At 70.0% G+C, this 24,527-nt stretch carries 15 protein-coding genes and 1 pseudogene; 11 read left to right on the forward strand and 5 right to left on the reverse strand.

Annotation, left to right across the window (positions count from 1 at the left end; genetic code table 11):
• The first annotated feature begins 140 nt into the window (after positions 1-140).
• Positions 141-1,739, forward strand: coding sequence for an ABC-F family ATP-binding cassette domain-containing protein (locus G4X40_RS09420; RefSeq protein WP_277831944.1), 1,599 nt, complete (start codon positions 141-143; stop codon positions 1,737-1,739).
• Between the two features lie 705 nt (positions 1,740-2,444).
• Positions 2,445-7,949, forward strand: coding sequence for an ATP-binding protein (locus tag G4X40_RS09425; RefSeq protein ID WP_277831945.1), 5,505 nt, complete (start codon positions 2,445-2,447; stop codon positions 7,947-7,949).
• 180 nt (positions 7,950-8,129) lie between these two features.
• On the opposite strand, the gene G4X40_RS09430 is transcribed toward G4X40_RS09425, so the two are convergent.
• Positions 8,130-9,563, reverse strand: coding sequence for an MFS transporter (locus G4X40_RS09430; protein ID WP_277831946.1), 1,434 nt, complete (start codon positions 9,561-9,563; stop codon positions 8,130-8,132).
• Positions 9,564-9,747: 184 nt separating this feature from the next.
• On the opposite strand from G4X40_RS09430, the gene G4X40_RS09435 reads away from it, so the two are divergent.
• Complete coding sequence (locus tag G4X40_RS09435) at positions 9,748-10,581, forward strand: hypothetical protein (protein ID WP_277831948.1); 834 nt, start codon at positions 9,748-9,750, stop codon at positions 10,579-10,581.
• A 68-nt stretch (positions 10,582-10,649) separates the two neighbouring features.
• On the opposite strand, the gene G4X40_RS09440 is transcribed toward G4X40_RS09435, so the two are convergent.
• Positions 10,650-12,098, reverse strand: coding sequence for an MFS transporter (locus G4X40_RS09440; protein WP_277831949.1), 1,449 nt, complete (start codon positions 12,096-12,098; stop codon positions 10,650-10,652).
• Positions 12,099-12,185: 87 nt separating this feature from the next.
• Here G4X40_RS09440 and G4X40_RS09445 point away from each other — a divergent pair, with 87 nt between their 5' ends.
• Positions 12,186-12,617, forward strand: a complete 432-nt coding sequence (locus G4X40_RS09445; protein WP_277831951.1) for a MarR family winged helix-turn-helix transcriptional regulator — start codon at positions 12,186-12,188, stop codon at positions 12,615-12,617.
• Positions 12,618-12,623: 6 nt separating this feature from the next.
• On the opposite strand, the gene G4X40_RS09450 is transcribed toward G4X40_RS09445, so the two are convergent.
• Positions 12,624-15,371, reverse strand: a complete 2,748-nt coding sequence (locus G4X40_RS09450; protein ID WP_277831952.1) for an aminotransferase class I/II-fold pyridoxal phosphate-dependent enzyme — start codon at positions 15,369-15,371, stop codon at positions 12,624-12,626.
• A gap of 218 nt (positions 15,372-15,589) precedes the next feature.
• On the opposite strand from G4X40_RS09450, the pseudogene G4X40_RS09455 reads away from it, so the two are divergent.
• The 4 genes and pseudogenes from G4X40_RS09455 (at position 15,590) to G4X40_RS09470 (ending at position 19,015) form a co-directional block, all read left to right on the forward strand.
• Positions 15,590-16,563, forward strand: a pseudogene (locus G4X40_RS09455) (pirin family protein).
• 81 nt (positions 16,564-16,644) lie between these two features.
• Positions 16,645-17,409 carry a pirin family protein gene (locus G4X40_RS09460; protein WP_277831954.1) on the forward strand — a complete coding sequence of 255 codons (765 nt, stop codon included), beginning with the start codon at positions 16,645-16,647 and terminating at the stop codon, positions 17,407-17,409.
• Positions 17,390-18,235, forward strand: coding sequence for an intradiol ring-cleavage dioxygenase (locus G4X40_RS09465; RefSeq protein WP_277831956.1), 846 nt, complete (start codon positions 17,390-17,392; stop codon positions 18,233-18,235). The genes G4X40_RS09460 and G4X40_RS09465 overlap by 20 nt, the downstream gene beginning before the upstream one ends.
• 30 nt (positions 18,236-18,265) lie before the next feature.
• Positions 18,266-19,015: a TetR/AcrR family transcriptional regulator gene (locus G4X40_RS09470; protein ID WP_277831958.1), complete on the forward strand. Its 750-nt coding sequence runs from the start codon at positions 18,266-18,268 to the stop codon at positions 19,013-19,015.
• Here the strand turns inward: G4X40_RS09470 and G4X40_RS09475 are convergent.
• Positions 18,901-20,196: a lipase family protein gene (locus tag G4X40_RS09475; protein ID WP_408642158.1), complete on the reverse strand. Its 1,296-nt coding sequence runs from the start codon at positions 20,194-20,196 to the stop codon at positions 18,901-18,903. The genes G4X40_RS09470 and G4X40_RS09475 overlap by 115 nt on opposite strands.
• A 138-nt stretch (positions 20,197-20,334) precedes the next feature.
• On the opposite strand from G4X40_RS09475, the gene G4X40_RS09480 reads away from it, so the two are divergent.
• The 3 genes from G4X40_RS09480 to G4X40_RS09490 are packed head-to-tail and all read left to right on the forward strand — an operon-like array spanning position 20,335 to position 23,540.
• Entirely contained in the window at positions 20,335-22,317 is a 1,983-nt protein-coding gene (locus G4X40_RS09480) for a M13 family metallopeptidase (RefSeq protein WP_277831962.1), read from the forward strand.
• Positions 22,314-23,117: a shikimate 5-dehydrogenase gene (locus G4X40_RS09485; RefSeq protein ID WP_277831963.1), complete on the forward strand. Its 804-nt coding sequence runs from the start codon at positions 22,314-22,316 to the stop codon at positions 23,115-23,117. The genes G4X40_RS09480 and G4X40_RS09485 overlap by 4 nt, the downstream gene beginning before the upstream one ends.
• A 21-nt stretch (positions 23,118-23,138) precedes the next feature.
• Positions 23,139-23,540, forward strand: a complete 402-nt coding sequence (locus G4X40_RS09490) for a nitroreductase family deazaflavin-dependent oxidoreductase (RefSeq protein ID WP_277831964.1) — start codon at positions 23,139-23,141, stop codon at positions 23,538-23,540.
• Between the two features lie 124 nt (positions 23,541-23,664).
• On the opposite strand, the gene G4X40_RS09495 is transcribed toward G4X40_RS09490, so the two are convergent.
• Positions 23,665-24,426, reverse strand: coding sequence for a helix-turn-helix transcriptional regulator (locus G4X40_RS09495; protein WP_277831966.1), 762 nt, complete (start codon positions 24,424-24,426; stop codon positions 23,665-23,667).
• Positions 24,427-24,527: the final 101 nt, after the last annotated feature.

Genomic DNA, 24,527 nt, shown 5'->3' on the forward strand with positions numbered 1-24,527 from the left:
CCATCTGTTTTCACACTTTTGACGATCACCCGAAAGGGGACACCGGCCGATGCTCCGTTAGAGGTTTCGCCGTCGACCGTTCCGGTCGTCGATCGCATTGCGTCGACACCGCCGCGACAACAACCTCCAGGAGCACTCCCATGCCCACTTTCCCGTCCACCGCATCTTCCGGCGCTGCGCGCCCCTCGCTCTCACTCTCCGCGCTGCGCTTCGCCTGGCCCGACGGGTCGCGCGTGTTCACAGACCTCAGTGCCGAGTTCGGTGTGGGCCACATCGGCCTGATCGGCGCCAACGGCGCCGGCAAGTCCACGCTGCTCGAACTCGTCGCCGGGCGCCGCAGCCCGGACAGCGGCTCGATCACCATCCGCGGCGAGCTCGGTTATCTGCGCCAGGACCTGCTCCTCGACACCCGCCTGCGGGTCGACGAGATCCTCGGCATCGCCGCGTTGCGGGCCGCGCTGCACCGGGTCGAATCCGGCGAGGGGTCGGACGCCGACCTCGCGCAGCTCGCCGGCAACTGGGACGTCGAGGAGCGCGCGATCGCGCTGCTGCACCGCCTCGGCCTGGACCGGATCGTCGGCGACGCCGCCGACCTCGACCGCAGGGTCGGCACCCTCTCCGGTGGGGAGGCGACACTGCTGGGCCTGGTCGCCGAGCTGCTGCGCGGACCCGACGTGCTGCTGCTCGACGAGCCGACCAACAGCCTCGACCGCGGCGCCCGGGCCCGCCTGTCCGACGAGCTGGCCCGATTCCCCGGGACCGTGGTCACCGTGAGCCACGACCGGTCGCTGCTCGAACGCGTCGACACGATCGCCGAACTGCGCGACGGCGAGCTGCGGCTGTTCGGCGGGCCGCTGTCGCACTACGAGGAGGTGATCGCCGCCGAGCAGCACGCCGCGCGGTCCGCGGTGCGCGACGCCGAGTCGGACGTGCGCAAACAGGCGCGCGAGCTGGCCGAGACGCAGACCAAGCTCGCCCGACGGCGGCGCTACGGCGACAAGATGAGCGCGAACAAGCGCGAGCCCAAGATCGTCATGGGCATGCGCAAGCGTCAGGCCGAGGTGTCGGCCGGCAAGCTGCGCGGCACCCACCAGGACCGGCTGGCCGACTCCCGCGACACGCTCGCCCGCGCCCAGGACGGCCTACGTGAGGACCGCGAGATCCGGATCGATCTATCCGAGACCGCAGTGCACCCGTCGCAGGTCGTCGTCGAGACGCCCGGACTGGTCGTGCACGGACCCGAACGGATCGCGCTGGTCGGACCCAACGGCGGCGGCAAGACCACGCTGTTGCGCGCGGTGGCCGACGCACCGCCGGCGGTGCCCTTCGCGCTGCTACCGCAGCGCCTGGACGTCTTCGATGAAGAGACGAGCCTGCTCGACAACCTCCGGCGGCATGCCCCACGCAGTCCCGACCAGGCCCTGCGCGGGCTGCTGGCCCGGTTCCTGTTCCGGGGCAATGCCTCGGAGGCGCCGGTGTCGACACTCTCCGGCGGTGAACGCGTCCGCGCCGCGCTGGCACTGGCGCTGGCCACCGATCCGACGCCGAAGCTGCTGATGCTCGACGAGCCGACGAACAACCTCGACATGGCGAGCGCGCGCCAACTCGGGCAGGCGCTGCGCGCGTTCCGCGGCGCGTTGATCGTCGTCAGCCACGACGTCGGATTCCTCAGGGACGCCGAGATGGGCCGCTGGCTGGAAATGGATGCGGGAGCAATTCGGGAAATCGATCCCCTGTGACCGCACCGAAACGCCGGGGCAGCAATTGCGGAGGCCATTCCGGGAAATACAAGATCGAATATCGAAGTGCCCGGATGGCGAGAAGCGCTCGGCGATCTTCGCTCGGCGCGCAGCAGGAGATCGATCCCGCGACACCGCCCTTCGCACACCCGGACGCGGACGGGCGGCCTCCCCCGTGGGCACAACCGCCGGCTCCGCGAAAGCTACTGGCGCGTAACAAAATGCTACTGATCAGTACGTTATAAGTTACCCAACGGTACGAATTCAAAGACGATTCACAACGCGTTCACCCGGACATGAAACATGCTGTGCCCGAACAGCTTCCATGCACGTTTGCGACCACTCGCCGACATCTCCGGACAGACGTCCGATTCGGGACATGACAAGGCCGCGCGATTCCTGCATGCTGAACTTCCGAGTGGGTTGTCGGGATGGGCAATCCGGGACGTCCGAGCCTTCAGCGAGCGGGGCCACCGAACAGCGGTTTCGGGGGTGGTCGCCGCTCGCCGCGGAACGGGTCCCGGGCCAACACATCGAGGCGTTTCCGGAAGCGGATGCGCCACGGCCGCCGTCCGCAGTCTCGTGTTCGTCACGGTGCGGATCTCACAGTCGATTGTGAGTGACCACGACCGCGCTCAGGACGATTCATGACGGGTCACCAAATGGTGATGCGAATTGACTTTTCAAGGACGGTGGAGCGAAACGATGTTCACACGGATTGCGGTGGTCAACCGGGGGGAGGCTGCGGTACGCCTGATCCGCGCCGTGCGTGAGCTGAGCGCCGAGAGCGGCCGGCACATCACGACGATCGCACTGCACACCGAGGCGGAGCGCCGGGCGATGTTCGTCCGGCAGGCCGACGAGGGTGTCGTGCTGCGACCGTCCACCACGGCCGCCACCCCGTACCTCGACCACGCCGAGCTCGAGCGGGCGCTGCGGGAGTCGCGCGCCGACGCGGTGTGGGTCGGCTGGGGCTTCGTCGCCGAGGACCCGGCGTTCGACGAGCTCTGCGTCCGCCTCGGCATCACCTTCATCGGCCCCTCCCCCGAGGCCATGCGCCTGCTCGGCGACAAGGTCGAGGCGAAGCTGCTGGCCGAGAAGGTCGGCGTGCCGGTCGCACCGTGGTCGGGCGGACCGGTCGAGACCCGCCCGGACGCCCGTCGGCACGCGCAGGCCATCGGTTACCCGCTGATCATCAAGGCCCGTTCCGGCGGCGGCGGCCGCGGCATCCGCAAGGTCTGGTCCGAGGACGAGCTCGAACTCGCGCTCGAGCGCACCCAGGGCGAGGCGCAGCGCTCGTTCGGCGACCCCGTCGTGTTCATCGAGCGCCTGGTCACCGACGCCCGCCACGTCGAGGTGCAGGTCATCGCCGACTCGCACGGCAACGTCTGGGCGCCCGGCGTGCGGGACTGCTCGATCCAGCGCAAGAACCAGAAGGTCATCGAGGAATCCGCCTCCCCGCTGCTGACCAAGGAACAGGCCGACGAGCTGCGGACCGTCTCGGCCGACCTCGTGCGCGCCGCCGGCTACTGCGGCGCCGCCACGGTCGAGTACCTGTACCAGCCCGAGCAGAAGATGTTCACCTTCCTCGAGGTCAACACCCGCTTGCAGGTCGAGCACCCGATCACCGAGGCGACGACCGGCATCGACCTGGTCAAGCTGCAGATCCACGTCGCCGGTGGCGGCGAGCTGTCCGGCGCGTGCCCGTCCGAGTTCGGCCACGCCGTCGAGGCCCGCCTGAACGCGGAGGACGCCGACAACGGCTTCGCCCCCGCGCCCGGCACCGTGCAGCTGCTGAAGTTCCCGCTGGGCCCAGGTCTGCGCGTGGACACCGGCATCGCGCAGGGCGATGTGATCCCGCCCGACTACGACTCGATGGTCGCCAAGATCATCGCCTGGGGCAAGGACCGCTCCGAGGCCCTGGCCCGCCTGCGCACCGCGCTGCGCGAGACCACCGTCGTGCTCGACGGCGGCACCACCACCAAGTCCTTCCTGCTCGACCTGCTCGACCGGCCCGAGGTGATCGACGCCAGCGCCGACACCGGCTGGCTGGACCGCACCGGCGCGGGCACCGCGTCCGGCCCCACCCATGCGGCGTCGATCGCGCTGATCGCCACCGCCATCGGCGTCTACGACGCCGAGGAGTCCATCGAGCTCGGCAAGTTCCGCACCGCGGCCCGCGGCGGCCGTCCCCGCGCCAACCACACGATCGGCCGCGGCGTCGAGCTGAGCTACCAGGGTCAGCCGTACAAGCTGACCGTCGAGCAGGTCGGCCCGCACCGCTACCGCATCGACGGGGACAGCGGCGTACGTGACGTCGACGTCGACCGGCTCGGCGAGTTCGAGTGCCGCCTCACCCTCGACGGTTCCCGCCACCACGTGGTGTCCGTGGCCGGGCCGGCCCACCACCTCGTCGAGGTCGACGGGATCAGCCACCAGATCAGCCAGGACGAGGCCGGCGTGGTCCGCGCCCCGTCGCCCGCCGTGGTCGTGGCGCTGCCGGTGGCCGTCGGCGACGAGGTCGAGGCCGGGGCCACCCTGGTCGTGCTCGAGGCCATGAAGATGGAGACCGCGATCCGCGCGCCGCACGCCGGTGTGGTCCGCGAGGTCCTGGCCGTCGTCAACTCACAGGTCGATGCCGGCGCGCCGCTGCTGCGCGTCGACCAGGCCGGCGACGAGGCCGCCGAGTCGCAGGCGCCGCGGGTCGAGTTCGCCCCGCCCGTCGCCGCCACCCAGTCCGATCCGCAGGCGTCCGCGCTCGCCGCGCTCGACGTGCTCCGGGCGCTGATCACCGGATACGACGTCGGCACCGCACGCACCCGGTCGGTGCTCGCCGAGTACGAGTCGCTGCGCGCCGAACTCCCGCACGACGACGCCGCACTCGACAGCGCGGAACTGGCGCTGCTGACCACCTTCGCCGACCTGTGTGAGCTGTCCCGGAACCGCCCGACCGCGGCGGAGGAGGGCAACCACGAGGGCGTGCACAGCCCGCGCGAGCACTTCCACACCTTCCTGCGTTCGCTCGACGTGGAGCTCGAGGGTCTGCCGGAGTCGTTCCGCGCCAAGCTGTCCCGCGCGCTGCGCCACTACGACATCGACGAGGTGTCGCCGTGCGCCGAGACCGAGGAGGCCGTCTATCGGATCTTCTTGGCGCAGCAGCGAATCGGCAATCAGACCCCGGTGATCGCGGCCCTGTTGGACCGCTGGCGCACCGAGTCTCCGCTGCCCACCTCCACCCCCGCCGAGCTCGGCGAGGTGCTCGACCGTCTCATCATCGCCACCCAGCTGCGTTTCCCGGCCATCGGCGACACCGCCCGGCACCTGCGATTCCGGCTGTTCGACGAGCCGACCATCCGCCAGGCGCGCGAGCAGGTCTACGACCGGGCACGCGGCACGCTTGCCTACCTGTCCGAGCGGCCGGACGCACCGGACCACAACCAGCGCATCGAGGCCCTGGTGTCCGCGCCGGGACCGCTGACCGACCTGCTCGCGCAGCGGATCGGCCGCGCCGGCGCCGACGTCGGACCGCTGCTCGAGGTGGTCACCCGCCGCTACTACCGGATCCGCTCGCTGGACGGCGTGAAGGCGTTCGACCTGGAGGGTCGCCACTTCGTCACCGGAGATTTCGAGCTCCGCGGCGAGACCCGACACCTGATCTCCACGGTCGCCGACTACGCCGAGCTCCCGGTGGCGCTGGCATCGATCGACGAGATCGCCTCCACCTCAACGAATTCCCACGATGTCGTGATCGACCTGTACCTGTCGTGGCCGGAGGCCCCCGCAGACGGCGACACCCGGGCCGCGGCGCTGCACAGCGTGCTGGCCGAGCGGTCCACGCTGGCGGGCTACCGCCGGATCACGGTCACCGTGTGCAACCCGGCCGGTCCGGAGACACACCAGATCACCTTCCGCCCCAACGCCGACGGTGAACTGGTCGAGGACCTGACGATCCGCGACATCCACCCGCTGACCGGCCAGCGACTGGACCTGTGGCGGCTGACCAACTTCGTCGGCACCCGCCTCCCGGCCACCGACGACACGTACCTGTTCCACCTGTCGGCCAAGGAGAACCCGGCCGACGAGCGGCTGTTCGTGATGGCCGAGATCCACGATGTGACACCGCATCTCGACGAGAACGGTGAGATCGTCGCGATGCCGGCGATGGAGCGCGCACTGACCGCGTGCCTGGACGGCATCCGCCGGGCGCAGGCACAGCGCGGCGCCAAGCGCCGCCTGGACCACAACCGGGTGACGCTGTTCGTGTGGCCGACCCTGGAGATCCCGGTGGAGCGGATGGCGATCGTCGCCAAGAACACCGCGCCCCTGACCGTCGGCGCGGGCCTGGAGGAGATCACCTTCATCGGCCGCCTGCGCGAGCAGCCCGGCGCCGAGTCGCGCGAGGTCGCGCTGCGCTTCTCCTACCGCCCCGGCGCGGGGGTCGTGTCGACCGTGACCGACCGCCCGACCGAGCCGCTGCGCCCGCTCGACGAGTACACCCAGAAGGTCCAGCGCTCGCGGGCCCGCGGCACCGTGTACCCGTACGAGCTGATCCCGCTGCTCGCGGGAGACAACGGCAGCTTCGTCGAGCACGACCTGGACGAGCACGGACGGCTGGTCCCGGTCGAGCGGCCCTACGGTCGCAACAAGGCCGGCCTGATCGTCGGCCTGGTCACCACCCCGACCGCGCGATACCCCGAGGGCATGACCCGCGTGGCGATGTTCGGCGACCCGACCAAGGCGCTGGGCACCGTGGCCGAGGCCGAGTGCTCGCGGGTGGTCGCGGCCATCGACCTGGCCGAGCGGATCGGCGCCCCGGTCGAGTGGTTCGCGCTGTCCTCCGGCGCCACCATCTCGATGGAGTCGGGCACCGAGAACATGGACTGGGTCTCGCGTGGGCTGCGCCGGATCATCACGTTCACGCAGAACGGCGGCGAGATCAACGTCATCGTCGCGGGTATCAACGTCGGCGCCCAGCCGTACTGGAACGCCGAGGCCACGATGCTCATGCACACCAAGGGCATCCTGGTGATGACGCCGGACAGCGCGATGGTGCTCACCGGCAAGCAGTCGCTGGACTACTCGGGCGGCGTGTCTGCCGAGGACAACTTCGGCATCGGCGGCTACGACCGCGTGATGGGCCCGAACGGTCAGGCGCAGTACTGGGCGCCGAACCTGTCGGCCGCGTGCGAGGTGCTGTTCACGCACTACGAGCACGCGTATGTCGCTCCGGGCGAACGGTTCCCGCGCAAGGCGGTGACCACCGACCCGGTCGACCGCGACGTGCGCAGCCACCCGCACGTGCACCCGGCCAGCGACTTCACCACCGTCGGCGACGTCTTCTCGGCGGAGAAGAACCCGGATCGCAAGAAGCCGTTCGACATCCGCACGGTGATGCGCTCGATCGTCGACCAGGACCACGCGGTCCTGGAGCGTTGGGCGGACATGGCCGACGCCGACACCTCGGTCGTGTTCGACGCGCACCTGGCCGGCCAGCCGGTCTCGGTCATCGGCATCGAGTCGCGGGCGATCCCGCGCAAGGGCTGGTTCCCGACCGACGGTCCGGACCAATGGACCTCGGGCACGCTGTTCCCGCAGTCCTCGCGCAAGACCGCGCGGGCGATCAACGCGGCCAGCGGGAACCGTCCGGTCGTGGTGCTGGCGAACCTGTCCGGGTTCGACGGCTCGCCGGAGTCGCTGCGCAACATCCAGCTGGAGTACGGCGCCGAGATCGGCCGGGCCATCGTCAACTTCGACGGTCCGATCGTGTTCTGCGTGATCTCCCGCTACCACGGCGGCGCGTTCGTGGTGTTCTCCGGAGCGCTGAACGACAACATGGAGGTACTGGCGGTCGAGGGCTCGTTCGCCTCGGTCATCGGTGGTGCGCCGGCCGCGGCGGTCGTGTTCACCCGTGAGGTCAACGCGCGCACCGACGCCGACCCGAGCGTCAAGGCACTCGCCGAGCGGCTGGCCGCCGCCACCGACGAGGCCGAGAGCGCGCAGTTGCGGGTCGAGTTGGACGCGACCCGTGCGGCGGTGCGGTCGGACAAGCTCGGCGAGGTCGCGACCGAGTTCGAGTCGGTGCACAACATCGACCGTGCGCTGCAGGTCGGTTCGGTGCACTCGATCGTGCCCGCCGCCGATCTGCGCCCGCGCCTGGCCGCCGCCGTCGAGCGCGGCATGAGCCGCACACTCAACGGGCGCGAGGGATAGCAACTCCCCACCACGAACGGCGCCATCGGAATTCGTTCCGGTGGCGCCGTTCGTGGCTGCACAGGTCGTTTCATGGTGCGCGGCGCCGGTCGAGCCACGACCGGACCCCGACCAGCAGGCACCCCAGGGTGCACCTGAACACCGCCTGCACCCGCGGGTCCCGCAGGGCGTCTGTGCGGGTCATCGGGCGGACACCCGCTCCGGCTCAGATGCCGGGGCTCCGGACCGCAGCGTGACCGCGGCCAGGACCGCGCCGGCGACGGCGAGCACCGCGGCGGTGACGAACGCGGCCGAGAACCCGTCGGTCAGGCCGGTCAGGTCGCCGACCGCATCGGTGCCGGCGAGCGCGGCGACCGCGGTCGCCACCGCGAGCCCCAACGCCGATCCCAGCTGATAGCTGGTGTTCACGATCCCCGAGGCCAGTCCACCCTCCTCCGGACGTGCGCTGGAGATCGCCGTGCCCAGCGACGGGATGAACGCGAGGGCCATGCCGAGCGCACTCACCAGCGAGGCCGGCAGGACGTCGACGAGGAAGTTGCCGTCGGGGCGCACCAGCGAGAGCCGGCCCAGCCCCAGCGCGAGCAGCAGCAGGCCCGCCACGACCAGCGGCTTCGGCCCGAACCGCGCGATCAGCCGCGGTGCCACCAGGACCATGACGATCATGATCAGCGCCGTCATCGGGATCAGCGCGGCGCCGCTGGGGAACGCCGAGAGTCCCAGCACCTGCTGCAGGTACAGGTTCAGGAAGAACCACATCGGGATCCACGCGGCGCCGAGCAGGAACTGGGCGAGGTTCGCGGCGCCCAGGTTCGGTGTGCGGAAGATCGCCAACCGCACCAGCGGTGCGCGGCGGCGCGCCTGGATCACCAGGAACGCGGCCAGCAGGACCGCCGCGACCACGAGGGTCACCCCGGTCGCCGCCGATCCCCAGCCGACCTGCGGCGCCCGGACGATTCCGTACACGGCCGCACCGATGCCGGCGGTGACGGTCGCGGCGCCGAGCACGTCGACCCCACCGGACGCCGCTCCCCGACCACCCGGCAGCAGCACCGGGGCCGCCGCCAGGGCCAGCACTGCGAAGGGGATGTTGACGAAGAACACCCACGACCACGAGGCGTACTCGGTGAGCAGCCCGCCGAGGAAGACCCCCGCGGTCCCGCCGGCCGGGGCGGCGGCGCCGTAGACGGCGAGCGCCCGGGTCAGCTCACGCGGGCTCGCCCCGAACAGCGTCATCAGTAGCGTCAACGCCGACGGAGCGATCATGGCCGCGCCGGCACCCTGCACGGCCCGGCCGACGAGCTCGACCGGCACGTTCGCGGCGAATCCCGCGACCGCGGACCCGACCAGCAGGATCAGCCAGCCCAGGCCGAACATCCGGCGCGCGCCGAACAGGTCCGAGAGCCTGCCGCCGAGCAGCAACAGTCCGCCGAACACGACGACGTAGGCGTTGAACACCCAAGTGAGGTTCTCCTGGGTGAAGCCGAGGTCGTCCGCCATCCGCGGCAGCGCCACCCCGATGATCGACGTGTCCATGATGACCATGAACTGCGCAAGCGCGATCAACGCCAGCGCCAGCCACTTTCGCGATCTTCCGAGACTTCGTTTCTGAACCATCCCGATCACTCCTGACTCGCCGGTGGCGATCGCGGCTCGATCACCATGATCGAGATGTATACCCCCGCCGGGTATCTAGGGCAAGCTTTTCGACAGGGTTGCGCCACATACCGCAGGGGGGTACTTTCCACTCATCGAGTTGATACCCCACTGGGGTATTGCGAACCGACCACAGGAGGCAGTCATGACCACCGCCCACGCCGCCCACCATCACGCCGCAGCCCTCGTCCCCGGCGGATTGCAGGTCGCCGAGCAGGGCTACGCGCTCTCGGAGATCACCGCGCCGGCCACGGCGAACGAGCCCGGCGCACTGAGCTTCCGGATCCTCGACGCCGCCGGCGTCCCGGTCACCGCCTTCGACGAGCAGCACGAGAAGGAGCTGCACCTGATCGTCGTCCGCACCGACACCAGCGGATTCCGGCACGTGCACCCGGTCCTGGCCGACGACGGCACCTGGTCGATCGACTGGACCTGGGCGCACGCCGGCAGCTACCGGGTGTTCGCGGACATCCACCCCACCGGCGGTCCCGCGCTGACGCTGACCCGCACGGTCGACGTCGCGGGCGCACTCGAGCCCACCCCGCTGCCGGCACCCTCGCGCACCACCGAGGTGGACGGCTACCGCGTCGCGCTCGCGGGAGACCTGGCCACCGCCGGCGGCCCACTGACGCTGTCGGTGAGCCGCGACGGCCGGCCCGTGACCGACCTGCAGCCGTACCTCGGCGCCTATGGACACCTGGTGGCGTTGCGCGCCGGCGACCTGGCCTACCTCCACGTCCACCCGCAGGGCGAGCCCGGCGACGGGGTCACCCCGGCCGGCCCCGACATCACCTTCCACGCGCAGGCGCCGAGCGTCGGAACCTACCGGCTGTTCCTCGACTTCCAGCACGAGAACACCGTCCGGACAGCCGAATTCACGGTGGCGGTCGGCGGGGCGCCGGAACACGCCGACCACGCCCCGCACGTCGGCCACGACCACCTCGGCGCACATGCGGGACACGGCGCGCACCACCACTGAACGCGAACGGCAGTGGTCCCGACCCCCCCCCAGTGGGGGCCGGGACCACTCCCGCCCTCGCGCCCGGCTCACCGCCGGCGCACGATCACCCCGATCGTCGCCACCAGCGCGGTCACGGTCAGCGCCGAGACCACCGCGACCGCCGGGATCATCCCCGGGATCAGTGCGCCCGCGGTCGGGCGGCCGGCGCTGCCGAGGATCGCGGTCGTCACGGCCAGCATCACCGCGCCGCCGAGCTGGATGCTGGTGTTGACCAGCCCCGAGGCCAGGCCCTGCTCGTCGTCGTCGACGCCGGCGGTGGCCTGCGAGTTGACGGCAGGGAAGCACAGCGCGAACCCGACGCCGAGCAGGATGATCGTCGGCAGCAGGAAGGCCGCGTAGCCCATGCCCGGCTGCACCCGCAGGAACAGCAGGTAGCCGATCACGAAGGCGGCCAGTCCCACCGCGATCATCAGCGGTGTCGGCACCCGGTCGAGGACCTTGTCCATCTTGGTGGCACTGGCCACGACTATCAGTCCGGCGGGCAGGAAGCCGAGCGCCATCGCGAGCGGCGACCACTGCAGCGAGTCCTGCAGGTACAGCGTCACCACGAACTGGAAGGCGACGTATCCGCCGAACATCGCCATTCCGGCCAGGTTGGCGTGCACCAGGCGCACCGACCGCAGGATCCCCAACCGCAGCAACGGGTGCGCGTGCCTACGCTCGACCGCCACGAACGCGGCCAGCAGCACCGCCGCGGCCACCAGCAGGCCGACCGTGCTGCCGGAACCCCAGCCGGCCTGCGGCGCCTGCACCACCGCGTAGACGAACACCAGCAGCGAACCGGTGCTGGTCAGCGCGCCGAGCACGTCGAAGTGTGCGAGCCGGAAGCCCTGGCCGGCCGCGCGGGGTACCACCTTGAGCCCGACCGCGAGCAGTACCAGAGCCACCGGACCAGGGAACAACAGCGTTGCGCGCCAGCTCAATTCGGTCAGCAGGCCGCCGAACACGAGCCCGAGCGAGAAGCCGCTGGCACCGCAGACCGTGTAGATGCTCAGCGCCTTGTTGCGGGCCGGACCCTCCGCGAAGGTCGTGGTGATGATCGACAGGCCCGCCGGCACCGTGAAGGCCGCCGCCACGCCCTTGACAAAGCGCAACGCGATGATCAGCAGGTCGACGTCGACCAGCGCAGTGGCGACCGAGGCCAGCCCGAAGACCGCCAGCGCGCTCAGGAACACCGATCGCCGGCCGATCAGGTCGCTGGCGCGACCGCCGAGCAGCAGCAGCCCGCCGTAGCCGAGCACGTAACCGCTGACGATCCACTGCAACTGGGCCTGGCCCATGTGCAGATCTGCACCGATCGAAGGCAGTGCGACGCCGACCATCGAGACGTCCAGTCCGTCGAGGAACAATGCGCCGCACAGCACGACCAACAGCAGCCAGATCCGCCGGCTCCATCCGGTGGCGGTGCCGACGGTCGCGTGGATGTCCGGCGCGAGGTGTGACGCCCGCAGCGGGGCCTGAGTGGTTGTGGTCATGCGGGAAACATTAGATGCATACGCATTAAATGCACAAGCATAATATTTAGATGCATATTATGCGGTCGCATCTGCTAAGATGCGGCCATGAACGCCCGCACCGTCAGCCCGGTCGACGACGACGCCCTGGCCGCGTCGTGGCACGAGGTGATGGGGCGCTATCACCGGCTGACCTGTGCGTTGGACCGCGCCCTCGGGTCGGCGCACGGGCTGAGCTCCAGCGAGTTCGACGTGCTCGAGCAGCTGTACACGCACGACGAGCCGAAGATGAAGATGGCGACGCTCGCGGAGCTGGTGCACCTGAGTCAGAGCGCGCTGTCCCGGCTCGTGTCCCGCCTGGAGAAGGACGGCCTGCTCGCCCGCAACGTGTGCACCACGGATCGGCGTGCGATGTGGACCAGCCTCACCGACGCCGGCCGCCGCCGCTACGAGGAGGCCCGGCCCACCCATCGCAGCACACTGCGCGCCGACGTCGCGGTGTGCACCGCGGACGCGGCCTTCACCTGCGACGGCCGCTGACGCGCCCTATCCGCCGGCGATCTCGAGCGCCTTGGTCGTGTAGACCCGGTAGCCCAGTTCCGGCCGGTAGCCGTGCACCTCGGGGGTGTCCAGGCTGCGCAGGAACGACACGATCTGGCGGCTGAACATCTGCCCGGGCACCAGCACCGGGAAACCTGGCGGGTACGGGGTGACGAAGGTCGCCGACACCACCGCGTCGCCGGCATCGAGCTTCTCGTCGACCTCGTCCGGGGTCAGGTACTCGCAAAGGTTGTCGTCGTAGGCGAGGAAGAACGCGCGGCGCACGTCGCCGTCCGGCGTCGGTTCCGCAGCGCCGTCGTTCTCGAGGAAGGCCGGGTGGAATCCGCTGAAGTCCGGCAGCGGCGCCGAGGAACTGGTCAGCCGGACGACCGCGTTCTCGTGCATCGCCCGCTCGGTCAGGCTCATGTCGGCGATCCGGTCGTCGAGTTCGTGCGCGAGCTTGACCAGCACCTCCACCAGGTAGGCGACCGAACTGCGCGTGGTGCCGATGTTGGTCATGAACAGCACGGTGTTACGCGAGGTCTTGTTGATCTGCACGCCGTAGCGGTCCATCAGCTCGGCGCGTTTGAAGGTGTCGCCGTCGATCCCGGTGGCCCCGATGTACAGCGTCACCCGCGACGGGTCGAGCACGAATTCGTCTTGCCCCCAAGCTGTTTCCATGTTGTGCAGCCCCGACCGCAGCGGCTGGCCGATGCCCGCCGGACGGAACTGCCCGGGGATCAGCTCGACCGTCGTCAGGCAGTGCATGTATTTGCGCAGCAGCGGATGGTTGTCGATGGCGTCGCGCAGTTGCATCGCGTTCTCGACCTGCCGCTGCACCAGCTCGACTCCCTCGAGCGCGGCCTGCCGGCGACCCACGTCGAGCGAGGCGAGGATCTGATAGTTCGGCGAGGTGGACGTGTGCGTCATGTACGCCTCGTGGAACGTCTCCTCGACCTTCTGGTCGAAGTCCTGGTCGAACACGTGGATCATCGATCCCTGCCGCAGCGACGTGAGCGTCTTGTGGGTCGACTGGGTGGCGTAGACGCGCACCCGCGCCCGCGCCGGATCGGGCATCAGCCGCCGGTCCAGCAGCGCGTCGTCGTCGAGGCCCGCGATCTCCTCCGCGTAGTGGTCGTAGTCCTCGCGGGACCCGGGTCGGCGCAGCCGCTCGCGCACCGCCGCCGCCGCGTGCATCGCGGTCCGCCGACGGTAGACGTGGTGGAACCGCGCGAACCCGAACCAGGCCTCGTCCCACAGGAACGCGAGGTCGGGCTTGATCGCCAGGCATTCCTCGATCACCCGCTCGACGTCGTAGACCACGCCGTCGAAGGTGCAGTTGGTCAGCATGACGAGCTTGACGCGGTCCAGCTTGCCGGCGCGACGCAGCGCCAGCAGCCGGGCCTTGATCTCCCGGATCGGCACCGCGCCGTACATCGAATACCGGTTGAGCGGATAGGCGTCCAGGTAGGTGACCTGCGCGCCCGCGAGCATCAGCCCGTAGTGGTGCGACTGGTGACAGTTCCGGTCGACCAGCACGATGTCACCGGGCGCGAGCAGGGCCTGCACGACGATCTTGTTGGCGGTCGAGGTGCCGTTGGTGACGAAGTACGTCTGCCGCGACCCGAACGCCTTGGCCGCCAACTGCTGCGCCTCGCGCAGCGGACCGGTCGGCTCGAGCAGCGAGTCCAGCCCGCCGCAGGTGGCGGACGTCTCCGCCAGGAACACGTCGAGCCCGTAGAAGTCGACCATGTCGCGGATCCAGTGCGAGTTGATGATCGACTTGCCCTGCGAGATCGGCAGCGCGTGGAAGACCCCGGTCGGCCGGTGACTGTATTCGCGCAGCGCGCTGAAGAACGGCGTGCGGTACCGCGCGGCGATGCCGTCGAGCAGGCTCAGGTGCAGGTCCAGCGACCCCTCCCCCGCATGGAAGACCCGCCGGAAGTCCTGGCCGAGCCGTCCGGCCAGCCCCTCGACCTCGATCTCGGTCATCAAGTACAGGTCCAGGTCCGGCCGTGTCTCGGTGAGGGCGCGGGCGAGCAGCCGCACCCGCTCCTCGGTAGTCGGCGCCGCCAGGTCCGCGGCGACGTCGGCGGCGACCAGGCTGGTCAGCGACGACGCGTGCTGCCCGGAACGGTGGGTGAACTGGCGACGGATCACGCAGGCCTGCAGGCCGACGTTGACGCGGGTCGCAATCAGCGCGTCCTCGGCGCTGCCGACGATCACCAACTCGTACACGAACTGGTCGTCCGGACGGCGCCAGCGGCGCAGCTCGCGGCGCAGCGCCCGCTCCTGGGCCTCGGTCATCGCCTCGACGACGAGCACCTCGAAGTACGGGCGCGTCGGCGCGTCCTCCGTCGCCTCGTGCTCGGCGGGCGCGTCGTCGAGTCCCTCGAGGTCGCCGGACACGGGGGCGAGCGTGCCGTCGTGCCGGTAGGACTCGGTGGTCAGCGCCCGATTCACCTGGGCGACGGTGCGCGCGAACCGGGCGTGGTCGCCGGAGGCGAACAGCCGCTGGATCCGGGCGAAGCCGCGGGCGCCGGGGAACGCCCAGTAGCGCTCGACCGGCTGCAACTGCGCCAGCATCGCCTCGACCGTCTCGGTCAGCATCGACAGCGGCCGGTCCGTCGACACACCTCCCGCGAGCCGGACGGCCGCCTCCTCGAGCCGGCACCACTCGTCGGCGCGGTACTGCCAGACACTGTTGTAGGCCCGTAGACCGTGGCGCAGCACCTGCGGACTGACCTTGACCATGGCGGCCTCCCGGCGGCTCGACCCCGACAGCGGATCGCGCAGCGCGCACGGCCGCGCGGTTCGGTGGACGTATCCAGCGTGCTCCCGACCGCTCTGACCAGGCAAGAAAACGACGATGTTCGTCGTCGGTCGGCGGTACGAGGCGGTGCCGGAATATCTGGTGGGTGGTAGTGTTGAGACAACTAGTTGAATAATCAACTAGAAGACAGGAGCAACCGATGCCGGCGATCACCGCACCCGACCAGTTGGCACTCCCCCGGATCGGCGCACCCCGCGCCGACGCCGCCGAGCGCCCCGTCTACTCGGTCACCACCGCACCCCGCGGCTTCGAGGGCGAGGGCTTCCCCGTCCGCCGCGCCTTCGCAGGGATCGACCTGGCCCACCTCGACCCTTTCATCCACATGGACCAGATGGGTGAGGTGCAGTACGCGCCCGGCGAGCCCAAGGGCACCCCGTGGCACCCGCACCGCGGCTTCGAGACCGTCACCTACATGATCGACGGGATCATGGAGCACCAGGACTCCAACGGCGGCGGCGGCACGATCGGCGGCGGCGACACCCAGTGGATGACCGCCGGCGGCGGCATCCTGCACATCGAGAAGCCGCCGGAACACCTCGTCGTCAGCGGCGGACTGTTCCACGGCGTCCAGTTGTGGGTGAACCTGCCCCCGACAACAAGATGGCCGCGCCGCGCTACCAGGACATCACCGGATCGAAGGTCAGCCTGCTCACCACCGACGACGGCGGATCGCTCGTGCGCGTGATCGCCGGCGAGGTCGACGGCCATCACGGACCCGGCTCGACCTACACGCCGATCAGCCTGGTGCACGCGACCATCGCGCCGGGGGCACGCCTGGTGCTGCCGTGGAACCAGGAGTTCAACGCGCTCGCCTACGTGCTCGCGGGCGACGGCGCCGTCGGCGCCGAGCGGCGTCCGGTGCACATGGGCCAGATGGCGGTCTTCGGCAAGGGAGACTTCCTCGAGATCTCCGCGGCCGACGCGCAGGACTCACGCACCGACGCGCTGGAGATGTTCATCCTGGGCGGCAAGCCGATTCGCGAACCGGTCGCCATGTACGGACCGTTCGTAATGAACACCAAGGCCGAACTGCTCGAGGCGTTCGAGGACTACGAGGCGGGCCGGCTCGGGTCGATCCCCGCCGCCCACGAGAGCGTCACCGACGGCGACTGACAGGAGTAGGCCGAGCCCGCGCCACTGCGCGGGCATCGGCCCATCGGCCGGACCGCTACGCTCGACTCCGGAGGAACCCACGTGACCACACCCATCATCGACGTCCGCCGCGCCGGCGACCGTCCGCGCACGAAGATCGACTGGCTCGACTCGAACCACTCGTTCTCGTTCGGCCACCACTACGACCCCGACAACACCCATCACGGGCTGCTGCTGGTCAACAACGACGACATCGTGGTGCCCGGCCAGGGGTTCGAGACCCACCCGCACCGCGACATGGAGATCGTCACCTGGGTGGTGCGCGGGTCGCTGGTGCACCAGGACTCCATGGGTCACTCCGGCGTGATCTACCCGGGCCTGGCGCAACGGATGAGCGCCGGCACCGGCATCTTGCACTCGGAGAAGAACGACTCCTGGCGGCTGTCCGGCGCGAACGCCGACGAGCACGACGAGCCGGTGCGGTTCGTCCAGATGTGGGTGGCCCCCGACACCGCAGGCATCGAACCCGGCTATGAGCAGGTCGAGATCGACGACGAACTGCTCAGCGGCGCACTGGTTCCCGTCGCCTCCGGCATGCCGCAGCACGCCGGACAGTCGGCGATCACGATCCGCAACCGCTACGCCGCGATGTATGTGGCGCGGCTGCAGCCCGGCCACGCCGTGACTCTCCCCGACGCTCCGTTCGTGCACGTGTTCGTCGCACAGGGCAGCGTGGACTTCGAGGGCGCCGGCCGACTCGACCAGGGTGACGCGGTGCGCCTGACGAACACCGGCGGACAACGGGTTTCGGCCTCCGAGCCCGCCGAGATCATCGTCTGGGAGATGCATGCGCGGCTCGGGAACTGACGACGGACGGGCCCGACGATTCGGCCGCCGACGGGTACTCGCCGTCGGCGGCGCCGTCGGGCTGTCCGGACTGATCGCCGCCTGCTCGTCGGGCCGGTCTCCCGGCCCCGGCGCGACAGAAGCGGCGACCACGCCCGACGTACCGGCGCTGCTGACCCGAGCGCCGCAGTGCGTCGCGATACCCGAGCAGACGCAGGGACCGTACTGGTTCGACGTCGACTCGATCCGCAATGACATCCGCGAGGGCCGACCTGGATCGCGGTTCGATCTCGTTGTGCGCGTGCAGGACACGGCGTCCTGCACCCCTCAGGGCGGCGGCGCCATCCCGAACGCGGTGGTCGAGCTGTGGCACTGCGATGCGAGCGGCGCCTACTCCGGGTTCGAGTCGTCCTCGCGCTCCGCGAACGACGGCGCGCCCCCGGAGCAGGCACCCGCGCCCGGCAAGGTCGAGGTGTCGCATGGCTCGTACAGCGAGGGCAACGGCTTCTTCGCGCCCACCGACCACGACACCTTCCTGCGCGGCGCGCAGGTCACCGACGGTGCGGGTGTCGTCCGCTTCACCACGGTCTTCCCGGGCTGGTACACGGGCCGGACCACACACATCCACCTCAAGGTGCACATCGACCGGCAGACCGTGCGCACCACCCAGCTGTACTTCGACGAGGCCCTGATCGACGCGATCTACGCCACCGACCCCTACAACCTGCACACCGGACGCGAGCGCAACGTCACCAACGCCACCGACGCGATCTTCGACCCGCTTGGCCTGGTCACCGTCGTCCCCACCGCCGACGGCCACCTCGGCGCCGTGAACATCGTGGTCTAGCCGACCCATACGACTGGCTACGCTGAAGTCGTGCCCGAGTCCCAGCCCAGCGACGACCAACCGGTCGACGGCCGACGGCTGCGGTACGCGGGCCGGCGCGAGCAGCTGCTCCGGGCGGTCACCGACTACGTGCTCGAACACGGGACCACGGCGGTCGCGATGCGGCCGCTGGCCAAGGCCGTCGGCGTCTCACACGCCGCGCTGCTGCACCACTTCGGTTCCAAGAACGAACTGCTCTCCACCGTCGTCGAGAACCTGCGCCGCGAGTCGATGCCGGCCGAGCTGGCCCACTTCGCCACCGCCGGCGCCGGCGAGATCGACCCCACCGAGGTGATGCGGGCCTGGTGGGCCGCGCGCACCGCGCCGGACGAGTTGCCGCGGTTCCGGCTCACCCTCGAGGTGTTCGCGCAGGCACTGCTGGAGCCGGACGAGCACCGCCGGTTCCTCACGCACTTCGTCGACGACTGGCTGACCGCGTTCGAGCGCATCGTGCTGCGGGCCGGGTGCCCGCCGGATCAGGCCTCGCTGTACGCGACGCTCGTGCTGGCCCAGATCCGCGGGCTGCTGCTGCACCTCCTCGCCACCGGCGACCGCGCGCACGTCGACCGGGCCTTCGACCTGTTCGTCGACGAGAACCGCGCGCGGATGCGCCGGTGGCGCGAGGGTCAGCTACCCGAGCTGCCCAGCAGGGTGCCGACCGCGCCGGCGCTCGCGGTGCCGGCACTGCCCGAGACCGACCCGGAGCCGCCCGCGCTGCCGAAGCCCGGCGCCGGGGTCTGACCGGCGAACAGCTTCTGCACGAACGGAACGCTGTCGGGCAGCGACGCGGCCATGGTGCCGCTGTGGTCGGTCGGATAGGTCTTGAACGTCACCGGCTGGTGGTTCGCGACCAGCCGGGTGCCGAACAGCAGCGTCGCCGGCATGACGATGTCGGTGTCCTTGAGGCCCTGGCCGATGAGGAACGGCTTGTCGTAACCGCTCTCCGGCACGCCCATGTAACTCGAGAGCAGGCCGTTCGCGTTCAGCGACGAGAGCGGCTTGGTCAGCAGCGATGACAGCACCGTGCCCTTGATCTCGTTCTCGAAGGGCTCCAGGCACATCGTCGACGCCTTCTGCAGCCACTGCTTGCCGGTGGCGTTCAGGTAGGACGGGACGTTCAGCTCCGGGTGCGAGACATTCAGTCCGGCAAGGATGTACATGCCGTAGGCGGTCATGCCCGCGGGCAGCGCGACCGGCGGGAAGCCCGGCGCGAACGTCGCGACGATGCTCTCGATGTAGGCGGGCACTCCGGTACCGACCGCGCCGCGGTAGTCGAGCCCGGGACCGCCGAACTCGGTGGCGTACCGCGCGGTCGTGATGGCCGCGCCGCCGCCCTGCGACTGCCCGATGACGACCCACTTGTTCGACAGGCTCGAGTCGAGGTTGCGCCCGGCCTTGACCATGTCGACCACGTTGTGGGCCTCGACCTTGCCGTCGAGGTACGGCATCACGCCCGGGTTGCCGACGAACGCGTAGTCGGTGGCGACGATGGCGTAGCCCTTGGACATCCAGGTGCCCAGATAGTCCATGTCGCGGTCCCGCGCGGCCGGTCCGGCGACCGACGGCGCGCAGTCCGGGGCGAGGCCGACGGTGCCGTGCGCCCACGAGAGCACCGGCCAGCCGCCTGCCGGCGGGGCGCCCTTCGGGACGTACACGGCGCCGGTCGTCTGCACGGGTGCGCCGTCGGGCCCGGTGGACCAGTAGGTAACCCGATCCGCCTGCCCGGTGCCGGGGATCCACAGGTTGCTCGCGAGCGGCGTGCTGGAGACGACGGTCCCGGGGGTGGCGTCGGGCGCCGCGGACGCGGTGGTCGCGGGCAGCACGGCACCGGCGACGGCGATCCCCAGGGCCGTGCACGCCGTCACGGCGCGCCATCTCAGGGACCGCCCGCCGGCGCGGGGTCTTCCGTGGATACGAGGCATGACGCAGCTCTTTTCTCTCTCTGGTCCGAACCGATCGGTCGATCGTCACGATAGGAGTTGCATTACCGACCGGTCAAGCAAAATGCCCGGTCCCGTGGGCCGCTGAAAGAATCGGCATCCTGGTGTAAGGATGAAACGGTGACCACCGCAGCGCAGTCCGATTCGATCAAGTCCGGCATCGACCTCACCCACCTCGACCCGGCCACCCGGCCACAGGACGACCTGTTCGTCCACGTCAACGGGCGTTGGCTGACCGATCACGAGATCCCCGCCGACCGCGCCGTCGACGGCGCCTTCCGGACCCTCTACGACCGCGCCGAGGTCGACGTGCGCTCGATCATCGAGTCCGCGGCCGACGCCGACGCCGAGCCCGGTTCGATCACCCGCAAGATCGGCGACCTCTACGCCAGCTTCATGGACACCGACGCGGTCGCGGCGGCCGGGCTGGCCCCGCTCGAGCAGGAGCTCGCCCAGGTGCGCGCCGTCGCCGACCGCGACGAGCTGGCTGCACTGCTGGGCAGGCTGCAGCGGGTCGGCGTCGGCGGGCTGGTCGGCAACTTCGTCGACACCGACGCGAAGGACTCCGAGCGCTACCTGGTGCACCTGAACCAGTCCGGTCTGGGCCTGCCCGACGAGTCGTACTACCGCGAGGACACCTACGCGCCGATCCGCGAGAAGTACGTCGCGCACGTCGCGGCGATGCTCACGCTCGCCGGGTTCGACGACGTCGAGGCGCTCGCGCAGCGGATCTTCGAGTTGGAGACGGCGCTGGCCGCGGCGCACTGGGACGTGGTGCGCAACCGCGATGCCGACCTGACCTACAACCTGCACACCCTCGCCGACCTCGACACGCTCGCCCCCGGATTCCCGTGGCGCGCCTGGGCGCTCGCACTGGGCGGCACCGAGGAGTCGTTCCACGAGGTCGTCGCGCGTCAGCCCGGCTTCCTCACCGGCGCCGCGCAGCTGTGGAGCGAGCGCGGTCTCGACGAGTGGAAGGCGTGGCTGAGCTGGCGCGTCATCCGCTCCCGCGCGCCGTATCTGACCGACGAGCTGGTGCAGGAGAACTTCGAGTTCTACGGCAAGACGCTCACCGGCACCGAGGAACTGCGCGACCGCTGGAAGCGCGGCGTCTCGCTGGTCGAGGACCTGCTCGGAGAGGCCGTCGGAAAGCTCTACGTGGAGCAGCACTTCCCGGAGTCCTCGAAGGCCCGCATGGAAGAGCTGGTCGCGAACCTGATCGAGGCGTATCGCCGCAACATCTCCGTACTCGAGTGGATGAGTCCGGCCACCCGCGAGGCCGCGCTGCGCAAGCTGGACAAGTTCACCCCGAAGATCGGCTACCCGGCCAAGTGGCGCGACTACTCGGCCGTGCAGGTGACCCGTGGCGACCTGGTCGCAAACTACCGCAGCGGGTATGCCGCCGAGCACGACCGCGACCTGGCCAAGCTGGGCGGACCGGTCGACCGCGACGAGTGGTTCATGACCCCGCAGACGGTCAACGCCTACTACAACCCGGGCATGAACGAGATCGTCTTCCCCGCGGCGATCCTGCAGCCGCCGTTCTTCGACCCCGACGCCGACGACGCCGCCAATTACGGCGGGATCGGCGCGGTCATCGGGCACGAGATCGGGCACGGCTTCGACGACCAGGGCGCCAAGTACGACGGCGACGGCAACATGGTCGACTGGTGGAGCGACGACGACCGTGCCGAATTCGGCAAGCGCACAAGGGCGCTCATCGAGCAGTACGGTCAGTTCTCACCCAAGGGCCTCGACGGGCACAAGGTCAACGGCGAGCTCACCATCGGCGAGAACATCGGCGACCTCGGCGGGCTGTCGATCGCGCTCGCCGCCTACCGGATCGCGACCGACGGCGCCGAACCGCCGGCCATCGACGGACTCACCGGCATCCAGCGGGTGTTCTTCGGCTGGGCGCAGGTGTGGCGCACCAAGGCCCGCGAGTCCGAGGCGATCCGCCGGCTGGCGATCGACCCACACTCGCCGCCGGAGTTCCGCTGCAACGGCGTGATCCGCAACGTCGACGACTTCCACGCCGCGTTCGACGTCGCCGCGGGCGACGCGCTCTACCTCGATCCGGCCGAGCGGGTGCGGATCTGGTGAACCACCTGACGAGGGACACCCGGCTGTGCATCTCGCTGGCCGGGCGTCCCTCGAACCTCGGCACCCGGTTCCACAACTACCTCTACGGCGAGCTGGGGCTGGACTTCGTCTACAAGGCGTGCACCACAACCGATCTCGAAGGGGCGATGTTGGGGATCCGGGCGCTGGGGATCCGCGGGTGCGGGGTGTCGATGCCGTTCAAGGAGGACGTGCTCGACCTCGTCGACGTCGTCGACCCGTCCGCGGCGGTCATCGCGTCGGCCAACACCATCGTCAACGACGACGGGCTGCTGACGGCGTACAACACCGACTATCTGGCGGTGCGCGCACTGCTGCCCGCCGTCCAGGGTCCGGCGGCGGTCGCCGGCAGCGGCGGCATGGCCAAGGCCGCGGTGGCGGCGTTGCGCGACAGTGGATTCGACGATGTGACGGTCGTCGCCCGCAACCCGCAGACCGGGCGGCTGCTGGCCGAGCGATACGGCTTCGGCTGGCGCAGCGAACTGGGCGAGCTGCGGCCCGCGCTGCTGCTCAATGCCACCCCGGTCGGGATGGACGGCGGCGCGGAGTCCGCGGACCTGGCCTTCTCCGCCGAGGCCGTCGACGCGGCCGCCGCAGTGTTCGAGGTGGTCGCGGTCCCGGAGCAGACGCCGCTGGTCCGGCGCGCCCGTAAGGCGGGCAAGCAGGTGATCCTCGGTACCGCGGTGAGCGCACTGCAGGCGGCGGAGCAGTTCGCGCTGTACACGGGTGTGCGCCCCAGCGACGAGCAGATCCGGCGAGCATCGGAGTATTCGCGTTCCTGACCGTTCCCGATTGGAGAGGCAATGGGTGACAAGCAGATTCCGACGACACCGTCGATGATGCCGAACTGGCTGCCGCGCTTCAACAAGGCGACCCACAACCGGCTGCAGAAGTACTGGGCACCGTATGTGCCGCCGTGGGCGCTGGTGGTCCACTGCGGGCGCAAGTCCGGCCGCATCTATCAGACCCCGGTGATGGCGCTGCGCAAGGGCGGGTCGATCGCGATCGTGCTGCTGTACGGGTCGGACAGCGACTGGGTCCGCAACGTCCTCGCGGCGGCCGGCGATCCCGAGGTCCGGTACCGGGGCAGGCAGTACCGGCTGACCGAGCCGCGGATCGTCACCGACCCGGCCGATCCCGCCCTGCCGTGGATGGCGCGGCGGGTCGTGCCACGACTCGGCGTGCTGGTCGCCGGGCTTGGCTGAGCCGGTCCGGTCGTCAGGCCTCTCACCACTTCGCAGAACCCGCGTGCACCTCGCACAGCACCGGGGTCATGTGAGGTCCACGCAGGTTGTGCGAGGTGGCGGGTTGCGGCGGCGTGCGGACGAACTAGCCCGGCCGCAACCCCTGGCGCTGCACGTCGACCGCCAACTGGGTCCGCGACGAACACCCGGTCGCGGCAAGGATGCGGCTGACATACTTCTTGACCGTGTCCTCGGTGAGCGTGAGCCGGCGCGCGATCGCCGCATTGCTCAGCCCGTCGGCGACCAGCCGCGCGACCTGGCGCTGACGTTCGGTGAGCGGCGCGAGCACGTCACGCAAGGGCTCCGCGTCCAGGCTCCGGGTCAGCACCGACAGCTGCCGCGCCAGCAACCGGAGCGCCGCGAGATCGGCTGGGCCGAGCGCGTTCTCGTCGGTATCGAACAGACCGACGATCGCGCGGCCGGTGCCGGGCAGGTCGAGCTGCATCGCATTGACCGATCTCATCTGGAACGCATCGAGGTAGTCGCGGACGTACGCGGCCGACTCGTCGGGCAGCTCGCGCAGGTCCCGCAGCGAGGCGACCCGCCCCGCATCCAGGTGCCGCCGCGCCTCGGGAGTGCCGAAGACGTCGTGCCTGGCCCAGTGCCGGTGATAGTCGGAGCGCTTGCTCTCCCACGACCCCGCCCCGGCCAAGGTCGCGTCGGGATCCGACAGCTGGGTGTCGAACCTGTCGCCGACGAAGCAGGTCGCCACCCGCATCGGGAACGCCTCGGTCATCGCCGTGACGATCCGCGACCGGAACTCCGACACCGTGCGGACGCTCTCGCACCGGTCGAGCACCGCGAACACGCGCTGGTAGTCGGCGGTGCGCAACGACACCTCGGTCACCTCACATCACCACCAGTTCGGGTCGTCACGGCACGGGCGTCGGAGAACTGTCCACCAAAGTGCACTGTCTCCCGGTCGCGGCGAATCCTAACGTCGTTCAG

Origin of the sequence: Speluncibacter jeojiensis (assembly GCF_029589495.1) — a bacterium.
In the GTDB taxonomy this organism is placed as follows: domain Bacteria; phylum Actinomycetota; class Actinomycetes; order Mycobacteriales; family Mycobacteriaceae; genus Speluncibacter; species Speluncibacter jeojiensis.